The organism is Actinomadura geliboluensis (assembly GCF_005889745.1).
GTDB classification, from domain to species: Bacteria; Actinomycetota; Actinomycetes; order Streptosporangiales; family Streptosporangiaceae; genus Spirillospora; species Spirillospora geliboluensis.
In genome coordinates, this window is sequence record NZ_VCKZ01000202.1 from 1 (window position 1) to 16,079 (window position 16,079).

Below are 16,079 nucleotides of genomic sequence, written 5' to 3' on the forward strand. Positions count from 1 at the left end.
CCCCCAGAGACCTCACACCCCGAGGGAACGACTCGCTCCCACCAAGGCACCCCGCCAGTCAGCCAGCGCCCCACACGCCTGAAGACACCCCAGAACCAAGGCGGACGAAGCGAGGGACTGCCCACGAGGCAGGACCGAAGCATCGACAACAGCAGCCCGACAATCTCGCCCTGACGCACGGACGGCCCGCGCCAGAACTCCACGAGCAACTCCAGCGCACTCGAGGCCGTCGAACGCCAGAAGGCGCGTCAGGACCACGGCGGTCTGACAGCCTCGCCCCCAACAGCGACACCGGCGAGCGCTGGGCGGAGGGCATGAGAGCGACACGGCCAGCGAAGCGACACCAGCAACGCGCAACCGAGAGGGTGGGGCAACTGCCACGTCCGCCCATTGCCGACGGCCTTGCTACGCGAGGCGCGAACGGTAACGGCCTCGCCTGCAGTGGACGAGGCAAGCACGGCCACTGCGAGCGGTGCGGGGGATTGTGCTCCCAGCGACGCGCCGTTTCCCGTGAAACATCAAGCCCGGATACCGCCAGCCACGCCGATGGCGACGCTCCAGGCGCGGACACAAGCGCCCTGCGTCAGGACGGACCGCAACGCGGAAGATCAGCCGATCACGCCGCCTCGCCAGCAACTGACGTAGTGGGCCGACAGGGCTCGCCATGTCCTTCCACTCGACGCGACCGAGGCCGCCTTGTCCGTCCAGCTCCTGCCGCCGCCGACTGCCAGCACGCCCGCCACTCCACTCACCCCACCACGGTGCACCGCTGGGTCGATCAACCGATCTCGCCGCCTCAGCGCCGGCCGACGTGCCTTCGCCTGTTCCTTCCACTTGGCACAGCTGTAGCCAGCACCAGACGCCCCGCCCCCGCAACGCCTCTGGGGACCCGCACATGGCACAGCGCTCCACCCTCCACGACATTTGGCTGGGCCGATCAGCCCGGAGCGCCCAGTCGGCAGCACTGGCAGCGAGCCTGTGCGGCTCCGCTCGGCCCTCCACCGCGCATGGCGGCGGCGATCACTGATTACTCATCATCTACAGCGGCATCAACGGACCGCCTGGCTCAGACCGTCCTTCAATTCGGCGCGGCCCAGGCAACGCCGGTGAGAGCAGAGCGCAGAGCGGATGAGACGACGCGGCCAGCAAGCCGGCATCAGCAACGCACAACTGACAGGGCGGAGCAGCGCCACGTCCACCCGTGCCGCCGGCCTCGCTGCACGAGGTGCGAACGGGTGACGGCCTCCATCAGTGGACGAGGCAGACTCGACCAATGCGAGCCAGGCGGGGGATTGGGCTCCGGCGACGCCCTGTATCCCGTGAAACATCAAGCCCACATACATCGACCTCCCGACGGCATGCCGCCAGGCGCCGACAAACGCGGCACTGCCTCAGACCGTCCGTAGCGCGGAGACCGTCGGCCGATCATGCTCCATCGGCAGCAGCACCCCGGGGGCGTGCATGGTGCGGTCCGTCCTTCCACCCGGCGCGGCGATAGCCAACACCGGTGGGGCACGGCAGAGGCCATGAGAGGACGCGGCGAGTGAGGCAGTGCCAGGGGACACGCAGACGGCCTGGCGGGCGCAGTGCCACGTCCGCACGCCAACGGCGATGCGCGACCAGTGACGGCCTCGCCTTCCGTGGACGGGGCAGGCTCAGCCAAAGCGAGCCAGGCGGGGGATTGGGCTCCTCCGGCGACGTGATGTTTCCCGTGAAACATCACGCCCATGTACAGCCAACCTCCTGACCGGCGGCGCCGCCGCCAACGGGTCCGGCGCCCAGAACGTGACCGCGCAGACGCGCGCACGCGCGAGGCCGTGTGGAGCCGTCCCGGCCGCAGAGGCCGTCAGCCGATCACGCCTGATCCGCAGCAGCGCCGGTGGCAGGCTGGCGTAGCGCCGCCCGTTCCTTCCACTTGGTACAGCCGAAGCCAACGCCGAGCTGCCCATCCCTGCGACGCCGCCGACTGCGGGCGCGTGTGCCGCTGCGCTCGACCTCCGCGAGCATGGCCGGGACGGTCAACCGGGCAACGCCTCATCGGCAGCAGCACAAGCAGTGGGCAAGTGTGGCTTGGCCGGCCATGCGCCGCTTGCGGGGTACTGGTTTTGGCTTGGTTGCGGCGATGTTGGACCTAGGTGGGCGTGGACGTGCCTCGGTTTGTCGACTGGTTGGGGCCCTGGAGTCTCTGGACTCCAGAGGCGCTCCAGTCCCGGGGGTTGGAGACTCCTGGGGGGCCTCGTCGGGTGGTGCGGAGTGGCTGATGTTTCACGGGAAACGTTGGGGAGCGGGCAAAAGGAAGCGCCCCGGAGGCGGGTGGCTTTCCGGGGCGCGGTGGGGGGCTGGTCAGTTGCCGGTTAGGCCGTCGTCTTCGGGGGCCATCGACTTGATGATGCGGTCGAGGTCTTCGAGGGTGGCGAACTCGACGACGATCTTGCCCTTGTTGCGGCCCATGTCGACGCGGACCTTCGTCTCGTATCGGTCGGAGAGGCGGTCGGCCAGCTCCCGCAGGCCGGGAGCGACCGGCTTCTTGCGGCGGCCCTGGCGCGGCGCCTTGGGCTCGTCGTCGACCTCGCGGAGCGCGATCATCTCCTCCAGGGCGCGGACGGAGAGGCCCTCCTGGACGATCCGCTGCGCCAGGTGCTCCTGGGCCTCGATGCTGTCGAGGGAGAGGAGGGCGCGGGCGTGGCCGGCGGACAGGACCCCTGCGGCCACCCGGCGCTGGACGGCGGGCGGCAGGTTCAGCAGGCGCAGTGTGTTGGTGATGTGCGGGCGCGACCGGCCGATGCGGGTGGCGAGCTGCTCGTGGGTGGCGCCGAAGTCCTGCAGCAGTTGCTGGTAGGCGGCGGCCTCCTCCAGCGGGTTGAGCTGCTGGCGGTGGAGGTTCTCCATGAGCGCGTCACGGAGCAGGTCGTTGTCGCCGGTGTCGCGGACGATCGCCGGGATGACGTCCAGCCCGGCCATCTTGGACGCCCGCCACCGGCGCTCGCCCATGATCAGTTCGTAGTCGTGCTCGCCCACCGTCGCCTTGCGCACCACGATCGGCTGCAGGAGTCCGACGATGCGGATCGACTCGGCCAGTTCCTCCAGGGCCTCGTCGTCGAAATGGTCGCGCGGCTGGCGCGGGTTGGCGGTGATGGAGCGGACGGGAAGCTCGGCGAAATGCGCGCCAGCGACCGGCTCCAGAACGGGGCCGGACGCGGGGGTGCCGTTCGGACCGGCCGTCCCGGACTCACCAGCCGCCCCGGCGGGCGCTCCGGGCCCGCCGGGGAACCCCGGCTCGCCCGCGCTGCCCGGTTCGGTGGACGTCGGCGGAGGCGGGGCGGTGGGGATGAGGGCGCCGAGCCCCTTGCCCAGGCCGCGTCGCTGCTGGCTCACTGGACAGCTCCTCCGTGGGCCATCTCCGAGGCGGCCTCGCTGTAGGCGAGCGCGCCACTTGAACCGGGGTCGTAGGTCATGACGGACTGCCCGTAGCTCGGGGCTTCCGATACTCGGACGCTGCGGGGGATCACCGTGTTGAGGACGACGTCCCCGAAGTGGTTCCGGACGTCCTCGGCCACCTGCGCGGCGAGCCGCGTCCGGGCGTCGTACATCGTGAGCAGGATCGTGGACACCTTCAGTTTCTGGTTGAGGTGCGCCTTGACGAGGTCGACGGTGCGGATCAGCTGCCCGAGCCCCTCCAGCGCGTAGTACTCGCACTGGATCGGGATGAGCAGTTCGTCGCCGCCGACGAGCGCGTTCACGGTGAGCAGGCCGAGCGACGGCGGGCAGTCGATCAGCACATAATCGAACTTCTCGGTGTCGTAGGCGTCGAGCGCCCGCCGCAGCCGCGATTCGCGGGCCACTTTGGAGACGAGTTCGATCTCGGCGCCCGCGAGGTTGAGGGTGGCGGGCGCGCAGTACAGGTTCGGGATCTCCGGCGCCGGGACGATGATGTCCGCCAGCGCCATGTCCTCGATCAGCACGTCGTAGATCGACGGGACCTCCGCGTGGTGGTCGACGCCGAGGGCGGTGGACGCGTTGCCCTGCGGGTCGAGGTCCACCACGAGCACCTGCGCGCCGTGCATGGCGAGGGACGCGGCGAGGTTCACCGAGCTGGTGGTCTTGCCCACGCCGCCCTTCTGGTTGGCGATGGTGATCACACGGCACTTGGCGGGCCGCGGCCACTCCCGTTCCCTGCGGCCCGACATCGCTTTCAGCGCGGTGACCGCTGTTTCATGTGAAACCTTGGCGTCCTTGAGCGCCTCGCGCACGAGTTCTGACTCCCCCTGGTTCGGTCCGCTGCGCGGTTCCGGCGGACGTGCGCCGGTGTGCGTCGGTACGTATCCGACGTTCTCCGCGGTACCGGACGTCGTGCTACCCCACATCGCGTGCCCCGAGGGCGTGGTCCCCGGGGCGGTCCCCTGCCCGGACCCCGACGCCGTCCGCGGGGCCGGGACTCCCTGCGTCCCGCCGGCCGGCGGCTGGGCCCCCTCGCCCAGGCCGGACGGCTGCTCGTCGGGGGATTCGTCGGCGCGGTCAGGCCGGCCCAGTCCTGGTCCCGTGCTCATGAAGACCTCTTCCTCGACCCTCTGGCACGCCGCGGCGCGCGCTGTCGTCGCCCGACAACCTCTCCTCGGCCGGCGACCACACGGACGAGTGTTGTCGGCGGGTCGACCATACCGCGCCCGACTTGGAGCAGTTCGGTCGAGCGCGCCCCGAGCCGCTTCAGCACGGGCTCCGCCTCGTCCAATTCGGCCTGGGCCCGTTCCCCCTTGAGCGCGAGGAGCTCCCCGCCCTCGCGGAGGAGGGGAAGCGCCCATTTCGCGAGGCGTTCGAGTGGCGCGACGGCTCGCGCGGTGGCCACGTCCACCGCGAACTCCTTCACCACCTCCTCGGCGCGGGCCCGGCGCACCTCGACGTTCGGCAGGTCGAGCAGCCGGACGCACTCCTCCAGGAAGGTGGTGCGGCGCAGCAGCGGCTCCAGCAGCGTGATCCGCAGATCGGGCCGGACGATCGCGAGGACGATGCCGGGCAGCCCCGCGCCGGAGCCGATGTCCACAACATGCGCGTCCGCTGGAACGGCCTCGGACACCACCGCGCAATTGATCAGATGGCGTTCCCAGAGCCGGTCGACCTCGCGCGGCCCGATGAGCCCGCGTTCGACCCCCGCATCAGCGAGAAACGCCGCATAACGCTCCGCGACCGGCAGCGCGTCCCCGAAAACCTCACGTCCAATGCCCATCAGACGAATCGTTCCACAAAACCCGGCGGCGGCGTACACGCGAAACGTGCTGGTGCGGCGTCCGGGCGGAGGGTTGCACGACCCTTGCGTTATGGCGAGAACCACATGACCCCTCCGCATATTCGGGACCTGCCGGGTAGAGGTGCCGTGTCGCCCGACCGTCCCCCCGGAAGGAGCTCCGACATGGGAATCGGAGTCAGTCTCGCTTTCATCGCCGTGGGCGCCATCCTCGCGTTCGCGCTGCGCGTCGACCTCACCGGCGTCGATATCCACCTGGTCGGCTGGATCCTGATCGTGGTGGGGCTCGTCAGCATGGGCTTCACCCTCAAGTACACGCGGCCGCGCCGGAGCGCCGGACGCGTCGTCGGCGCCGACCCCGCCTACGGCGACGAGCCCGGGACCATCGTCCGCGAAGAGCACATCATCGAGGACCCCGCGCCCCTGGGACGTCCGGCCGAGCGAGTCGAACGCGTGATCGAACACCCGGCGGACGAGGGCGTGACCCACGGGCACGTAGCCCAGGACCCGGAGTTCGCCCAGGACCCCGCGCACGCGCAGGACCCCGCTGAAGAGAACCGCCCGGCGGTCGTGGACGCCGGCGACCGCATCCCGCCCCAACGCCGCAGGTGGCGCCGCACCGCCCGCCGATGACCGCGCCCGCCGGCCGCGCTTGGTGAGCCACGCGTAATCGAGCGCGCTCGACAGCTCCGCCCGACGTCCAACATTCCACCGGGCGGTGCTGGGCGGTTGCGGTGGGTGGCGGGCGTGCCTTCAAAGGGTGGGTAACGGGTCAGAGCCTGCCCGGTGTGCTTGGGCGGCGGTGCACACCGGGCTACTGAGGGCCCCGCGTCGGCCAGGGCGCGGGGCCCTCCCGTGTCGTGGCGTCGCTTCGCTACGGACTCATGCGTCTGCTCACGGCGAAGCGGCCCCCTTCGAACTGGGTCGAGCCTGCTCCCTCCATGGTGGAGCTGCTGAGGGTCGTCCTCATGGTGAACCGGAGGCTGTGGATAACTTCAGGGGCGGTGCACAGCGCAGCGGGCAGGTTGGGCGCACTACTTGTGATGGTTGGGCCCCAGGGGTGCTCCTGGCGCTCACCCCAGGGGGTGTGGATAACTCTTGCTTGGACCGTGCGAGTGCGGCGGGGCTGGGAATGCGAACGGCCCCGATGCCGGGCTTGGGTTCTAGTGATCGTTGCAACACCTCGGCCCTTGAGGGGACGCGGTGGGGTTCGAGATCAGAGACCGCTCGGTCAATCGGGGACGCAATGCCCTGAGAAGCGAGCGGGCGGAATACTTCCGCCTTGTGGATCAAGGGTTCAGCAGTCAAGAGGCGTGCCGGATCGTCGGCATCAACTACCGGACGGGCAAGCGCTGGCGTAACGGGCGCAACCCCACCACGGGAGAGAAGGGAGCACCGCCCATCCGGGCGGTGCTCCCTTCTTCCTGCTCTGGCAGATATCTGGACCAGGACGAGCGGCTTCACATCGCCGATCGGCTTCGCGAGGGTGCTTCGCTGCGCGTTATCGCGGCCGAGCTCGGCCGCAGCCCGTCCACCGTCAGCCGGGAGATCCGCCGCAACGCCCACGAGCCCACCGGCGCCTACCGGCCGCACACCGCGCAGGCCCGGGCCGACGCCCGCCGTCCGCGGCCCAAGCCCAGAAGATTTGCCGACAACGACGAGTTGCGCAGTGTCGTCCAGGGCTGGCTGGAGATGAACTGGAGCCCGGAGCAGATCAGCAGCATGCTGCGGATACGGTTCCCCGACCGGCCGGAGATGCACGTGTGCCACGAGACGATCTACCACGCCCTCTACGTCCAGGGCCGCGGCGAGCTGCGCCGCGAGCTGGTCAGGGCGCTGCGCACCGGGCGCACCTACCGCAGGTCACGGCGCCAGGCCCGCCAGCGCCAGGCCCGCTACGCCGCGCCGATGGTCATGATCAGTGAACGGCCGGCCGAGGCCGCCGACCGCGCTGTCCCGGGCCACTGGGAGGGAGATCTGATCATCGGCCGCAAGCAGCTGTCGCAGATCGGCACCCTCGTCGAGCGCGCCAGCCGCTACGTCCTGCTGGTCCACCTGCCCGACGACCGGACCGCCGAGACCATGCGCGACGCCCTGGCCGCCACGATCCAGACCCTCCCGGCCGAGCTGAAACGGTCCCTGACCTGGGACCAAGGTTCGGAGATGGGCCTGCACCACCAGTTCGCCATGGCCGCCGACATGCCGGTCTACTTCTGCGACCCGCACTCGCCCTGGCAGCGAGGTTCCAACGAGAACACCAACGGTCTGCTGCGCCAGTACTTCCCGCGGGGCACCGACCTGTCTCTCCACACCCGCGCCGATCTGGACGCCGTCGCCGCCGAACTCAACTCCAGACCACGCAAAACGCTCGGCTGGGAAACCCCAGCCGAGCGTCTCGCTAAGCTCCTGGCCGAAGCCAGTTGATCAACCGGTGTTGCGACGATCGTTCGAATCCGCCGGGGAGGCAGCGGGGCCGTTCAGGAGGTCGAGCTAAGCGGGGTAGACCACCACGTAGCGGTCGGGCTCCTCGCCCTCGGACTCGCTGCGGAGGCCGGCGGCGGCGACCGCGTCGTGGACGATCTTGCGCTCGAACGGGGTCATCGGGGCGAGCGGCTTCGGCTCGCCGGCCTGCTTGACCTCGTCCGCCACGTCCGTGCCGAGCTTGGTGAGCTCCGCGCGGCGGCGCTCGCGGTAGCCGCCGATGTCGAGCATGAGGCGGGTGCGGTTGCCCGTCTGGCGGTGGACGGCCAGCCGGGTCAGCTCCTGCAGCGCCTCCAGGACCTCGCCGCGCTTGCCGACCAGCTCGTCCAGCGAGGCACCGACGACGGCGACGATCGCGCGCTCGCCCTCGACGTCCATGTCGATGTCGCCGTCGTAGTCACCGATGTCCAGCAGGCCCTCGATGTAGTCGGCGGCGATCTCGCCTTCCTGTTCGAGCGCCTGCACGTCGACCTCGGTGGTGTCGGTCTGGCTCAACGGGGACTCCTTCTCCGGCACGTGCTCGGGGTTCAAACTAGCGCTTCTGGGTGCCGCTGCGCTTGCTGCGCGGCTTGCGGGTCGGCTGGTTGCGCACGACCTTCGGCTTGTCCTCGGGCTCCGGTTCCGCCTCCGGCTCCTTCTTCAGCCTGGCCTTGGCCTTCGTGCCGGACGGCGACTGCCCATTCTTGGCCGCGGCCGCCCGCGAACCGGCCGTCTTGGAGCCGGCCTTCGTGCCCGCCTTTGCACCGGCCTTGGTGCCGGACTTGGCGGCGCCAGTGGTCGTGGTATCGCCGTCGGTGCTGGGCGGCGGGTACTTCTTGTAGATGTAGTGCTGCTGCGCCAGGGTCCAACTGTTGGACGTGACCCAGTACATGAGGACGCCCAGGGGGAAACCGAGGCCGAAGAGGCCGAACAGCGGCGCGAGGAAGACCATCATCTTCTGCGCCTGCATCATCGGGTTGGCCTCGTCGGTGACGGGCTGCCGCTTCATGCTGGCGCGGACGGTGAAGAACGTCGTGCAGGAGCTGATCACCACGGCGATGCCGGTGACGATGATCGCGGTCCAGCTCTTGGGGTCGGTGCCCCACGCGTTCAGGAAGGTGTCCGGGATGTGGGCACCGAAGATGTTGGCGTGCTGCGCGCTCGCCACCAGGTCGGCCGAGACCGCGAAGACGCTCTCGCCGGGCTTGGCGTCGGAGATCTGCTTCAGGGTCTGGAACAGACCGATGAAGACCGGCATCTGGACCAGGAGGGGCAGGCAGCCCGACAGCGGGTTGGCGCCGTTCTCCTGGTAGAGCTTCATGACCTCCTGGTTGAGGCGCTGCTTGTCGTTCTTGTACTTCTTGCGAAGCGCCTGGACCTTCGGGTTCAGCTCCTGCATCTTCCGTGAAGCGTGGATCTGCTTCACGAAGAGGGGGACGAGTACCAACCGCAGCAGGACGGTGAGCAGGATGATGGAACCGCCCCACGCCCATCCACTGTCCTTGGGGACGACCGTACTTAGCCCCGTGTGCATCCACACGATGAGCTGAGAGACGATCTCGTACAACCAATCAAGCACCGGGCAGCTCCTTGGGCTCTGCTAGGGCGTGGCCGCTCTCCTCGCGGCCGGAGTTCGAGGAGGCCGCCGTGGAGCGCTGCTGAGGGGTCGTCCCCCCAGATTCCCCGGAGAAGACGGACGGTCCCTGAGTGAACGCGTCCCGTGACTCCCCGGATTCCCCGTCCCCGGACTCACCGGAGGGGGATTCGGACGTCTTCTTAGGCGGCACCGGGTCGTAACCCCCGGGATTGAAGGGATGGCACCGCGCGATGCGGCGGGCCGTCAGCCACGTGCCGCGCGCCGCCCCGTGAACCTGGAGCGCCTCCAGGCCGTACGCACTGCACGAGGGGTGGAAGCGGCACTGCTGCCCGAGCAGGGGACTCAAGAAGCGGCGGTAGGCGCGGACGAGAAGGATCAGCACGAACGCGACGGGGCCCGGACGGGCCTCCTCCTCCTGCTGCGCGGGGGACGCGGTCCCCTGCCGACTCCTCATCTTCGCCCCTTGGACGCGGGCCGCAGCAGCCGGTCGAGTGCCGACTCCAGATCCGCGGCCAGTTCGTCTGGACGCGCCGTTCCCGCGCGGGGGTTGGCGCGCACTACGAGCAGGCTACCCGCTGGAAGCCGGTCGAGGTGCGGACGCATCAGGTGGCGCAGGCGGCGCCGCGCCGCGTTGCGGACGACGGCGTTGCCGACGGTGCGCGCCACGATGAATCCGACCAGCGGCGGTGTCGCCGGCGCCGGTGTCTCGTCCGGGCGAAGCAGGTGAACTACGACAGTTGGCCGTCCGGCGCGGCGACCGCGCCGGACGGCCAACGTGAAGTCGTCCCGCCGCCGCATCCGGTTACCGGACGGCAGCACAGTGCAGGTGGGTCAGACCGCGATGCGGGCGCGGCCCTTGCCCCGCCGGCTGGACAGGATCGCGCGGCCGGCGCGCGTGCGCATCCGCAGCCGGAAGCCGTGCTTCTTGTGGCGACGACGGTTGTTCGGCTGGAAAGTACGCTTGCTCACTTGAGGCTCCAGTGCTGCGGTTCGTTCGGCTACGGGTCTTTGAGTCTCGCTGGTTCGCGTCGAGGGCCGCGTCCGGTCCCCCGCAGCGGGGGCCCACCCGGACTCGCCTGAAGGGCTGCTGCCGGCGGGCACGCGGCATCTCCGTCGATGCGACTCGACCTCAGCACGTTACGGGCTCTCCGGGTGCGCGGTCAAACGGAGCGCTCCTCCGAACCCCTCCCGCCTGCAGATGGCGCGATTCAGTACACCGCGCTGTGGACGGGGAAGCGAAGACGGGGGCCGCTGTGGACGGGGTCGGTTCGTGTTGCGGGTGGGGACGGCACCGGTTAAGGTCGTCTGGGCGAGCCGACGCTCCTTCGACTTCGACGAATTCGACGATCTGATGTCGGTGCTCTGCCCCTCAAGCCCCCGTTCGAGAACCGCCCCGGTACCGGCCGCGCAATGGCCGGAGCCTTCCCGACCCCGTCTCCGAAGACCCCGTCCCGTGGGTTTTACACAGGCGCCGCATGCCTATGCACAGCATGTGGACAACTCTGTGGACAACTCGTGAGAGAGTAAGTCTTCCGCGTCGCGGCGTGCCCTGAGAGGCGAGCCGTAACCCGTGGGAGAGCCGGGCAGTCAGGTACTCCGTACGGCGGAGTCGGTGGAGGGGGGACCTTGCGCATGGACGGTCAGGATCTCGGATCGGTCTGGGCCCGCACCCTCACCGCGCTGTCCGAGAGCGATCTGTCTCCGAGCTATCGCGCATGGCTGCCGATGGTCCGCCCGCTGGCGCTCGTCGAGGGGACGGCGCTCCTCGCCGCACCGAACGAGTTCGCCAAGGACGCGCTTGAGACGCGCCTCAGAAACCTCATCACGCAGGCGCTTTCCCGTGAGCTGGGCAGGGAGATCCGGGTCGCGGTGACCGTCCAGCCGGAGCCGCCCGCAGGGTCTTCCACAGGGCCGGCGGCCGGGCCGGGCGGCCGGTCCGGGGAGCCTCTTTCGGCGCCCGTCCCTGGGTCCGGCCAGGGGCTCGGTATGCACGAGCCACCTTCTTCTTATGGCGAGCCGTACGGTGAACGACAGCACGATGACCGTGAACGGGATCGTCCTTACAGCGACGACCAGTCCTACGGTGACTCGCCCTTCGGGGAGCGGTCCGACCGTCCTTATCCGGAGCAGCCCTACAACGATCAGGGCTACCGGCCTCAGTCGGGAGTTACCCACAGCCTCGGTCCGCCCGGAAGTTATCCACAGGCTGCGGATGACGATCGCGGTACTTTTCCACCTGCCTCGCGTCCACCGTCCTATGGGGCCGGCCCAGGGGGGCCTGGTCCTGGGGGGCGGGAGCCTTACGAAGGGCGCGGTTTCCCCGGGTACGGCGGGCAGGAGGGCTTCGGCGGCGAGTCTCCAGGACGTCCGCCGCACTCCCATCTGAACGACCGCACACTCGGCCCGCTGCGGGGCCGGTCGGAACAGCGCCTCCCGGAGCAGCTCCGTCCGGAGCAGCGTCGCCCAGAGCAGCAGGGGCACGAGCCCAAGCACGGCACGAGCGAGGCACCGCTGGGCCATGCGGACGATTTCAACGGCGGAGAGTCGTCGTTCGCCGCTGGTGAACAGCAGTACCGCGGCGAGGCCCCCTACCGGGGTGAGAGCAGCTTCCGTGATGAAGAGAGCTCCGACCCCAGGGGCCCCACCCCGCCGCAAGGCGCGGGTGGCGGCGGCGGTGCGGCTGGTCCGGGGACGTCCGAGCACGCCCGGCTGAACCCGAAGTACACGTTCGAGACGTTCGTCATCGGCTCGTCCAACCGGTTCGCGCACGCGGCGGCGGTGGCGGTCGCCGAGCAGCCGGCCAAGGCGTACAACCCGCTGTTCGTGTACGGCGACTCCGGCCTCGGCAAGACTCACCTGCTCCACGCGATCGGCCACTACGCGCAGAGCCTCTTCAATGGGGCACGCGTGCGGTACGTGAGCTCCGAGGAGTTCACGAACGACTTCATCAACTCGATCCGCGACGGCAAGGCCGACGGTTTCCGCCGCCGCTACCGGGATGTGGACATCCTCCTCGTCGACGACATCCAGTTCCTTGAGGGCAAGGAGCAGACGCAGGAGGAGTTCTTCCACACCTTCAACACGCTCCACAACGCCAGCAAGCAGATCGTGATCTCCAGCGACCGCCCGCCCAAGGAGCTGGTGACGCTGGAGGACCGGCTCCGCAACCGGTTCGAGTGGGGCCTGACGACCGACGTCCAGCCGCCCGAGCTGGAGACGCGGATCGCGATCCTGCAGAAGAAGGCCCGCCAGGAGGGTCTCGCCGCGCCGCCGGACGTGCTGGAGTTCATCGCCTCGCAGATCGCGACGAACATCCGCGAGCTGGAGGGCGCGCTGATCCGGGTGACCGCGTTCGCGAGCCTGAACCGGCAGTCGGTGGACATGAAGCTCGCCGAGATCGTGCTCAAGGACCTCATCCCGAACGACTCGGGCCCGGAGATCACCGCGGCGATGATCATGGCGCAGACGGTCGAGTACTTCGGTACGACGATCGAGGACCTGTGCGGGCCGTCCCGCTCCCGGATGCTCGTCACCGCCCGGCAGATCGCCATGTACCTGTGCCGGGAGCTGACCGATCTGTCCCTTCCCAAGATCGGGCAGCAGTTCGGGGGCCGCGACCACACCACGGTCATGCACGCCGAACGCAAGATCCGCTCGCTGATGGCCGAGCGCCGTGCCATATACAACCAGGTCACGGAGCTGACCGGGCGCATCAAGCACCAGGCCCGCAAGCGCTGACGCGCCCCTTCGTACACACTGTGGACAGACCCTCGCCGACCTTGTGGACGAGTCGCCTCCCGGCTGTCCACACCCCGGTGAAGGCAAAGAACCGACAAAATGCGCGCTTCCCCAGAGAACCGAAGCGGCTACTCACAGGTTGTGGAAAACCCTGGGGATTTTCGTGGATAACCCGGTGGACGACCACTGGAAAAGCTGAGGATGAGGAGTGGACGGATGTGGATTCGCCGCGCACCCGCTTCACCGCCCTGGGGAAAACCGGTGGACGACCTGGGGACGGCCTGGGGACGAGGCTGTGGGCGGATCCGCCGATCACGCGGTCGTCATGCACAGGGCGCCGAAACGGCACTCATACCCGTGGAGAACTCGTGGAAAACCGGGGGATGACTTGAGGATGACGTGTGGGGATGATTTCGCCGTCCCCAGGCCGTCCCGCGCCGTCCACCGGCCATGCACAGCCCCAGTGGACAGAGAAACGCGGTCTGACCTGCAGAAACTCGTGTTGTCCACACTATCCACCGCCCCTATTACTGGTACTGCACCACTTCTCTATCCAAGAAAAGATCCATCTCAAGTCAGGGCCTGGGGACAACCTGCCCCGAGCGCTCCGGCCCGGCCGAGATCACCGCACCCTTGTCCGACACCTGCAGGAGGCTGGTCCCGTTGAAGTTCCGCATCGACAGAGATGCCCTCGCCGACGCCGTCGCCTGGACAGCGCGCACCCTGCCCGTCCGGCCCCCGGTGCCCGTCCTGGCGGGCATGCACCTCGTCGCCGGGGGTGAGGGCAACGACGACCGGCTGACGCTGTCGGCGTTCGACTACGAGGTCTCCGCCCAGGTGTCCACGGAGATCGATGTGGAGGAGGCGGGGACGGCCCTCGTGTCGGGGCGCCTCCTCGCGGAGATCTCGCGCAGCCTTCCTCCCCACCCTGTGGAGGTGACGACGGACGGCGCGAAGGTGATGCTCCGCTGCGGCAGCGCGAAGTTCACACTCCTCACCATGCCTGTGGAGGACTACCCCACGCTGCCGGAGATGCCGCCCGCCGCGGGCTCGGTGGGCAGCGACGAGTTCGCCGCCGCCGTCTCCCAGGTCGCGATCGCCGCCGGCAAGGACGACACGATCCCGATGCTGACCGGCGTCCGGGTGGAGATCGAGGGCGAGACGGTCACGCTGGCGTCCACCGACCGGTACCGGCTGGCCGTCCGCGAGCTGCACTGGAAGCCGGAGCGCCCCGACTTCTCCGCCGTCGCGCTCGTCCCGGCGCGGACGCTCGCCGACACCGCCAAGTCGCTGACCGCCGGCGCCGAGGTGTCGATCGCGCTCGGCGGGACGGGCGGCACCGGCGAGGGCATGATCGGTTTCGCGGGCGGCGGCCGCCGCACCACGTCCCGCCTGCTGGACGGCGACTTCGTCAAGTACCGGTCGCTGCTGCCGAGCGAGTACGCGGGCCTCGCCGAGATCCAGACCGCGCCGTTCATCGAGGCGGTGAAGCGCGTCTCCCTGGTCGCCGAGCGCAACACGCCCGTCCGGCTCTCCTTCAGCCAGGGCGAGGTCGTCCTGGAGGCGGGGACGGGGGACGAGGCCCAGGCCGTGGAGGCCCTTGAGGCGTCCCTGGAGGGCGAGGACATCGACATCGCCTTCAACCCCGCGTTCCTGCTGGACGGGCTCTCAGCGATCGGCTCGGACGTGGCGCGGCTGTCGTTCACGACGCCGACCAAGCCGGCCGTCCTCACTGGGAAGCCCCCGCAGGACGGGGAGAACCCGAACTACCGTTACCTGATCATGCCGGTCCGGCTGTCCGGATAAGGACTGTGCCCTGGGGCATGCCCCGGGGCACGCCGGGGACGACGACCCGCGGGGGAGCCGCCCGGGCGGTCGCGCACGCGCGCATTGGCGCACGCGTGCGCGCGGTAAGGCACAGCAGTTACGCACAGGGTTACGCACAGGGGAGTGAGCTTCATGGAGCTTGGGATCATCGGCCTGGGCAAGATGGGCGGCAACATGGCCGAGCGGCTGCGCCGCGGCGGCCACACGGTCATCGGTTATGACCGTGACCCGCAGGTGAGCGATGTCGGTTCCCTGCAGGAACTCATCGAACGGCTCTCCCCGCCGCGCGCCGTGTGGGTGATGGTGCCCGCCGGGAAGCCCACTGAGGAGACCATCCACAGCCTGGGGGAAGTCCTGCAGCCCGGTGACCTCGTCGTGGACGGCGGTAATTCACACTATGTGGACGACCAGAAGCACGGTGAGGCACTCGCCGCCAAGGGCATCGGGTTCGTTGACTGTGGAGTGAGCGGCGGCGTGTGGGGTCTGGAGAACGGCTACGCGCTCATGGTCGGTGGCGACGAGGACAACGTGAAGCGGCTGATGCCCATCTTCGAGACGCTGAAGCCGGAGGGGGAGTACGGCTTCGTCCACTCCGGTGAGATCGGTGCCGGGCACTACGTGAAGATGGTCCACAACGGCATCGAGTACGCGATGATGCAGGCGTTCGGTGAGGGCTACGAGCTGATCGAGGCGAGCCCCATCGTCACCCGGGTGCCGGAGACGTTCCTCAGCTGGCAGGAGGGCACGGTCATCCGCTCCTGGCTGCTGGACCTGCTGAACCGTGCGCTTGCCGACGACCCGGAGTTGGACGACCTGCGCGGCTACGCCAACGACTCGGGCGAGGGCCGCTGGACGGTGCAGGCCGCGGTCGAGCACGCCGTGCCGCTGCCCGCCATCAGCGCCTCGCTGTTCGCCCGGTTCGCCTCCCGCCAGGACGACTCCCCCGCGATGCGCGTCGTCGCCGCCCTCCGCAACCAGTTCGGCGGCCACGCTGTCGCCCGTCGTCGGCCGCCGCGTCGCACGATCCGGACCGATGGGGTCTCCGCCCGCAAGATCGAGACCCTCCCGAACCCGGTGTCGTTCGCGGCGGTCGGCTCGGTGGTCGGCACGGTGATCGGCATCGCGGTCGGCATGGCGGTCAGTCCGGTGGTCAGTGCGGCGGGTGGCGTGGTGAGCTGTCTCTTGTACACATCTGACGCTGCCGACGACGGAGAGAGC

General features: G+C 69.3%; 12 protein-coding genes and 1 pseudogene. 5 read left to right on the top strand and 8 right to left on the bottom strand.

The annotated features are described in order from the left end of the window. Positions 1-2,343 precede the first annotated feature (2,343 nt). From ETD96_RS25020 to rsmG, 3 genes are all read right to left on the bottom strand, one after another. Positions 2,344-3,375 carry a ParB/RepB/Spo0J family partition protein gene (locus tag ETD96_RS25020; protein ID WP_138638924.1) on the bottom strand — a complete coding sequence of 344 codons (1,032 nt, stop codon included), beginning with the start codon at positions 3,373-3,375 and terminating at the stop codon, positions 2,344-2,346. Continuing rightward, a complete protein-coding gene (locus tag ETD96_RS25025) occupies positions 3,372-4,250 on the bottom strand; it encodes a ParA family protein (protein WP_274704641.1) in 879 nt (292 codons plus the stop codon). The genes ETD96_RS25020 and ETD96_RS25025 overlap by 4 nt, the downstream gene beginning before the upstream one ends. Positions 4,251-4,543: 293 nt before the next feature. Further along, positions 4,544-5,221, bottom strand: a complete 678-nt coding sequence (gene rsmG, locus ETD96_RS25030; protein ID WP_138638932.1) for a 16S rRNA (guanine(527)-N(7))-methyltransferase RsmG — start codon at positions 5,219-5,221, stop codon at positions 4,544-4,546. Between the two features lie 183 nt (positions 5,222-5,404). Between rsmG and ETD96_RS25035 the strand changes: the two genes are divergently transcribed. Continuing rightward, a complete protein-coding gene (locus tag ETD96_RS25035) occupies positions 5,405-5,872 on the top strand; it encodes a DUF6458 family protein (RefSeq protein WP_138638925.1) in 468 nt (155 codons plus the stop codon). A 618-nt stretch (positions 5,873-6,490) separates the two neighbouring features. Then, positions 6,491-7,663 carry an IS30 family transposase gene (locus ETD96_RS25040; protein ID WP_420884783.1) on the top strand — a complete coding sequence of 391 codons (1,173 nt, stop codon included), beginning with the start codon at positions 6,491-6,493 and terminating at the stop codon, positions 7,661-7,663. A 66-nt stretch (positions 7,664-7,729) separates the two neighbouring features. Here ETD96_RS25040 and ETD96_RS25045 read toward each other — a convergent pair whose 3' ends face one another. Genes ETD96_RS25045 through rpmH form a run of 5 tightly spaced genes read right to left on the bottom strand, consistent with a single transcriptional unit; the run spans position 7,730 to position 10,265 of the window. Then, positions 7,730-8,215 carry a Jag family protein gene (locus ETD96_RS25045; RefSeq protein WP_089327667.1) on the bottom strand — a complete coding sequence of 162 codons (486 nt, stop codon included), beginning with the start codon at positions 8,213-8,215 and terminating at the stop codon, positions 7,730-7,732. 37 nt (positions 8,216-8,252) lie between these two features. Beyond that, positions 8,253-9,278: a membrane protein insertase YidC gene (gene yidC / locus ETD96_RS25050; RefSeq protein ID WP_138638927.1), complete on the bottom strand. Its 1,026-nt coding sequence runs from the start codon at positions 9,276-9,278 to the stop codon at positions 8,253-8,255. Further along, entirely contained in the window at positions 9,271-9,750 is a 480-nt protein-coding gene (gene yidD, locus ETD96_RS48195; RefSeq protein ID WP_138638928.1) for a membrane protein insertion efficiency factor YidD, read from the bottom strand. The genes yidC and yidD overlap by 8 nt, the downstream gene beginning before the upstream one ends. Beyond that, the gene (gene rnpA, locus ETD96_RS25060; protein WP_240808159.1) at positions 9,747-10,094 is read right to left on the bottom strand and encodes a ribonuclease P protein component; all 348 of its coding nucleotides are present in this window, start codon (positions 10,092-10,094) and stop codon (positions 9,747-9,749) included. The genes yidD and rnpA overlap by 4 nt, the downstream gene beginning before the upstream one ends. A 33-nt stretch (positions 10,095-10,127) precedes the next feature. Beyond that, positions 10,128-10,265: a 50S ribosomal protein L34 gene (rpmH, locus tag ETD96_RS25065; protein WP_021592695.1), complete on the bottom strand. Its 138-nt coding sequence runs from the start codon at positions 10,263-10,265 to the stop codon at positions 10,128-10,130. Between the two features lie 663 nt (positions 10,266-10,928). Between rpmH and dnaA the strand changes: the two genes are divergently transcribed. The 3 genes and pseudogenes from dnaA to gnd all read left to right on the top strand — a co-directional run. Continuing rightward, the gene (dnaA, locus tag ETD96_RS25070) at positions 10,929-13,034 is read left to right on the top strand and encodes a chromosomal replication initiator protein DnaA (protein ID WP_138638930.1); all 2,106 of its coding nucleotides are present in this window, start codon (positions 10,929-10,931) and stop codon (positions 13,032-13,034) included. 663 nt (positions 13,035-13,697) lie between these two features. After that, a complete protein-coding gene (gene dnaN / locus ETD96_RS25075; RefSeq protein WP_089327663.1) occupies positions 13,698-14,840 on the top strand; it encodes a DNA polymerase III subunit beta in 1,143 nt (380 codons plus the stop codon). A 144-nt stretch (positions 14,841-14,984) separates the two neighbouring features. Then, positions 14,985-15,863 (top strand): annotated as a pseudogene (gene gnd / locus ETD96_RS25080) (phosphogluconate dehydrogenase (NAD(+)-dependent, decarboxylating)); the annotation flags it as partial. Positions 15,864-16,079: the final 216 nt, after the last annotated feature.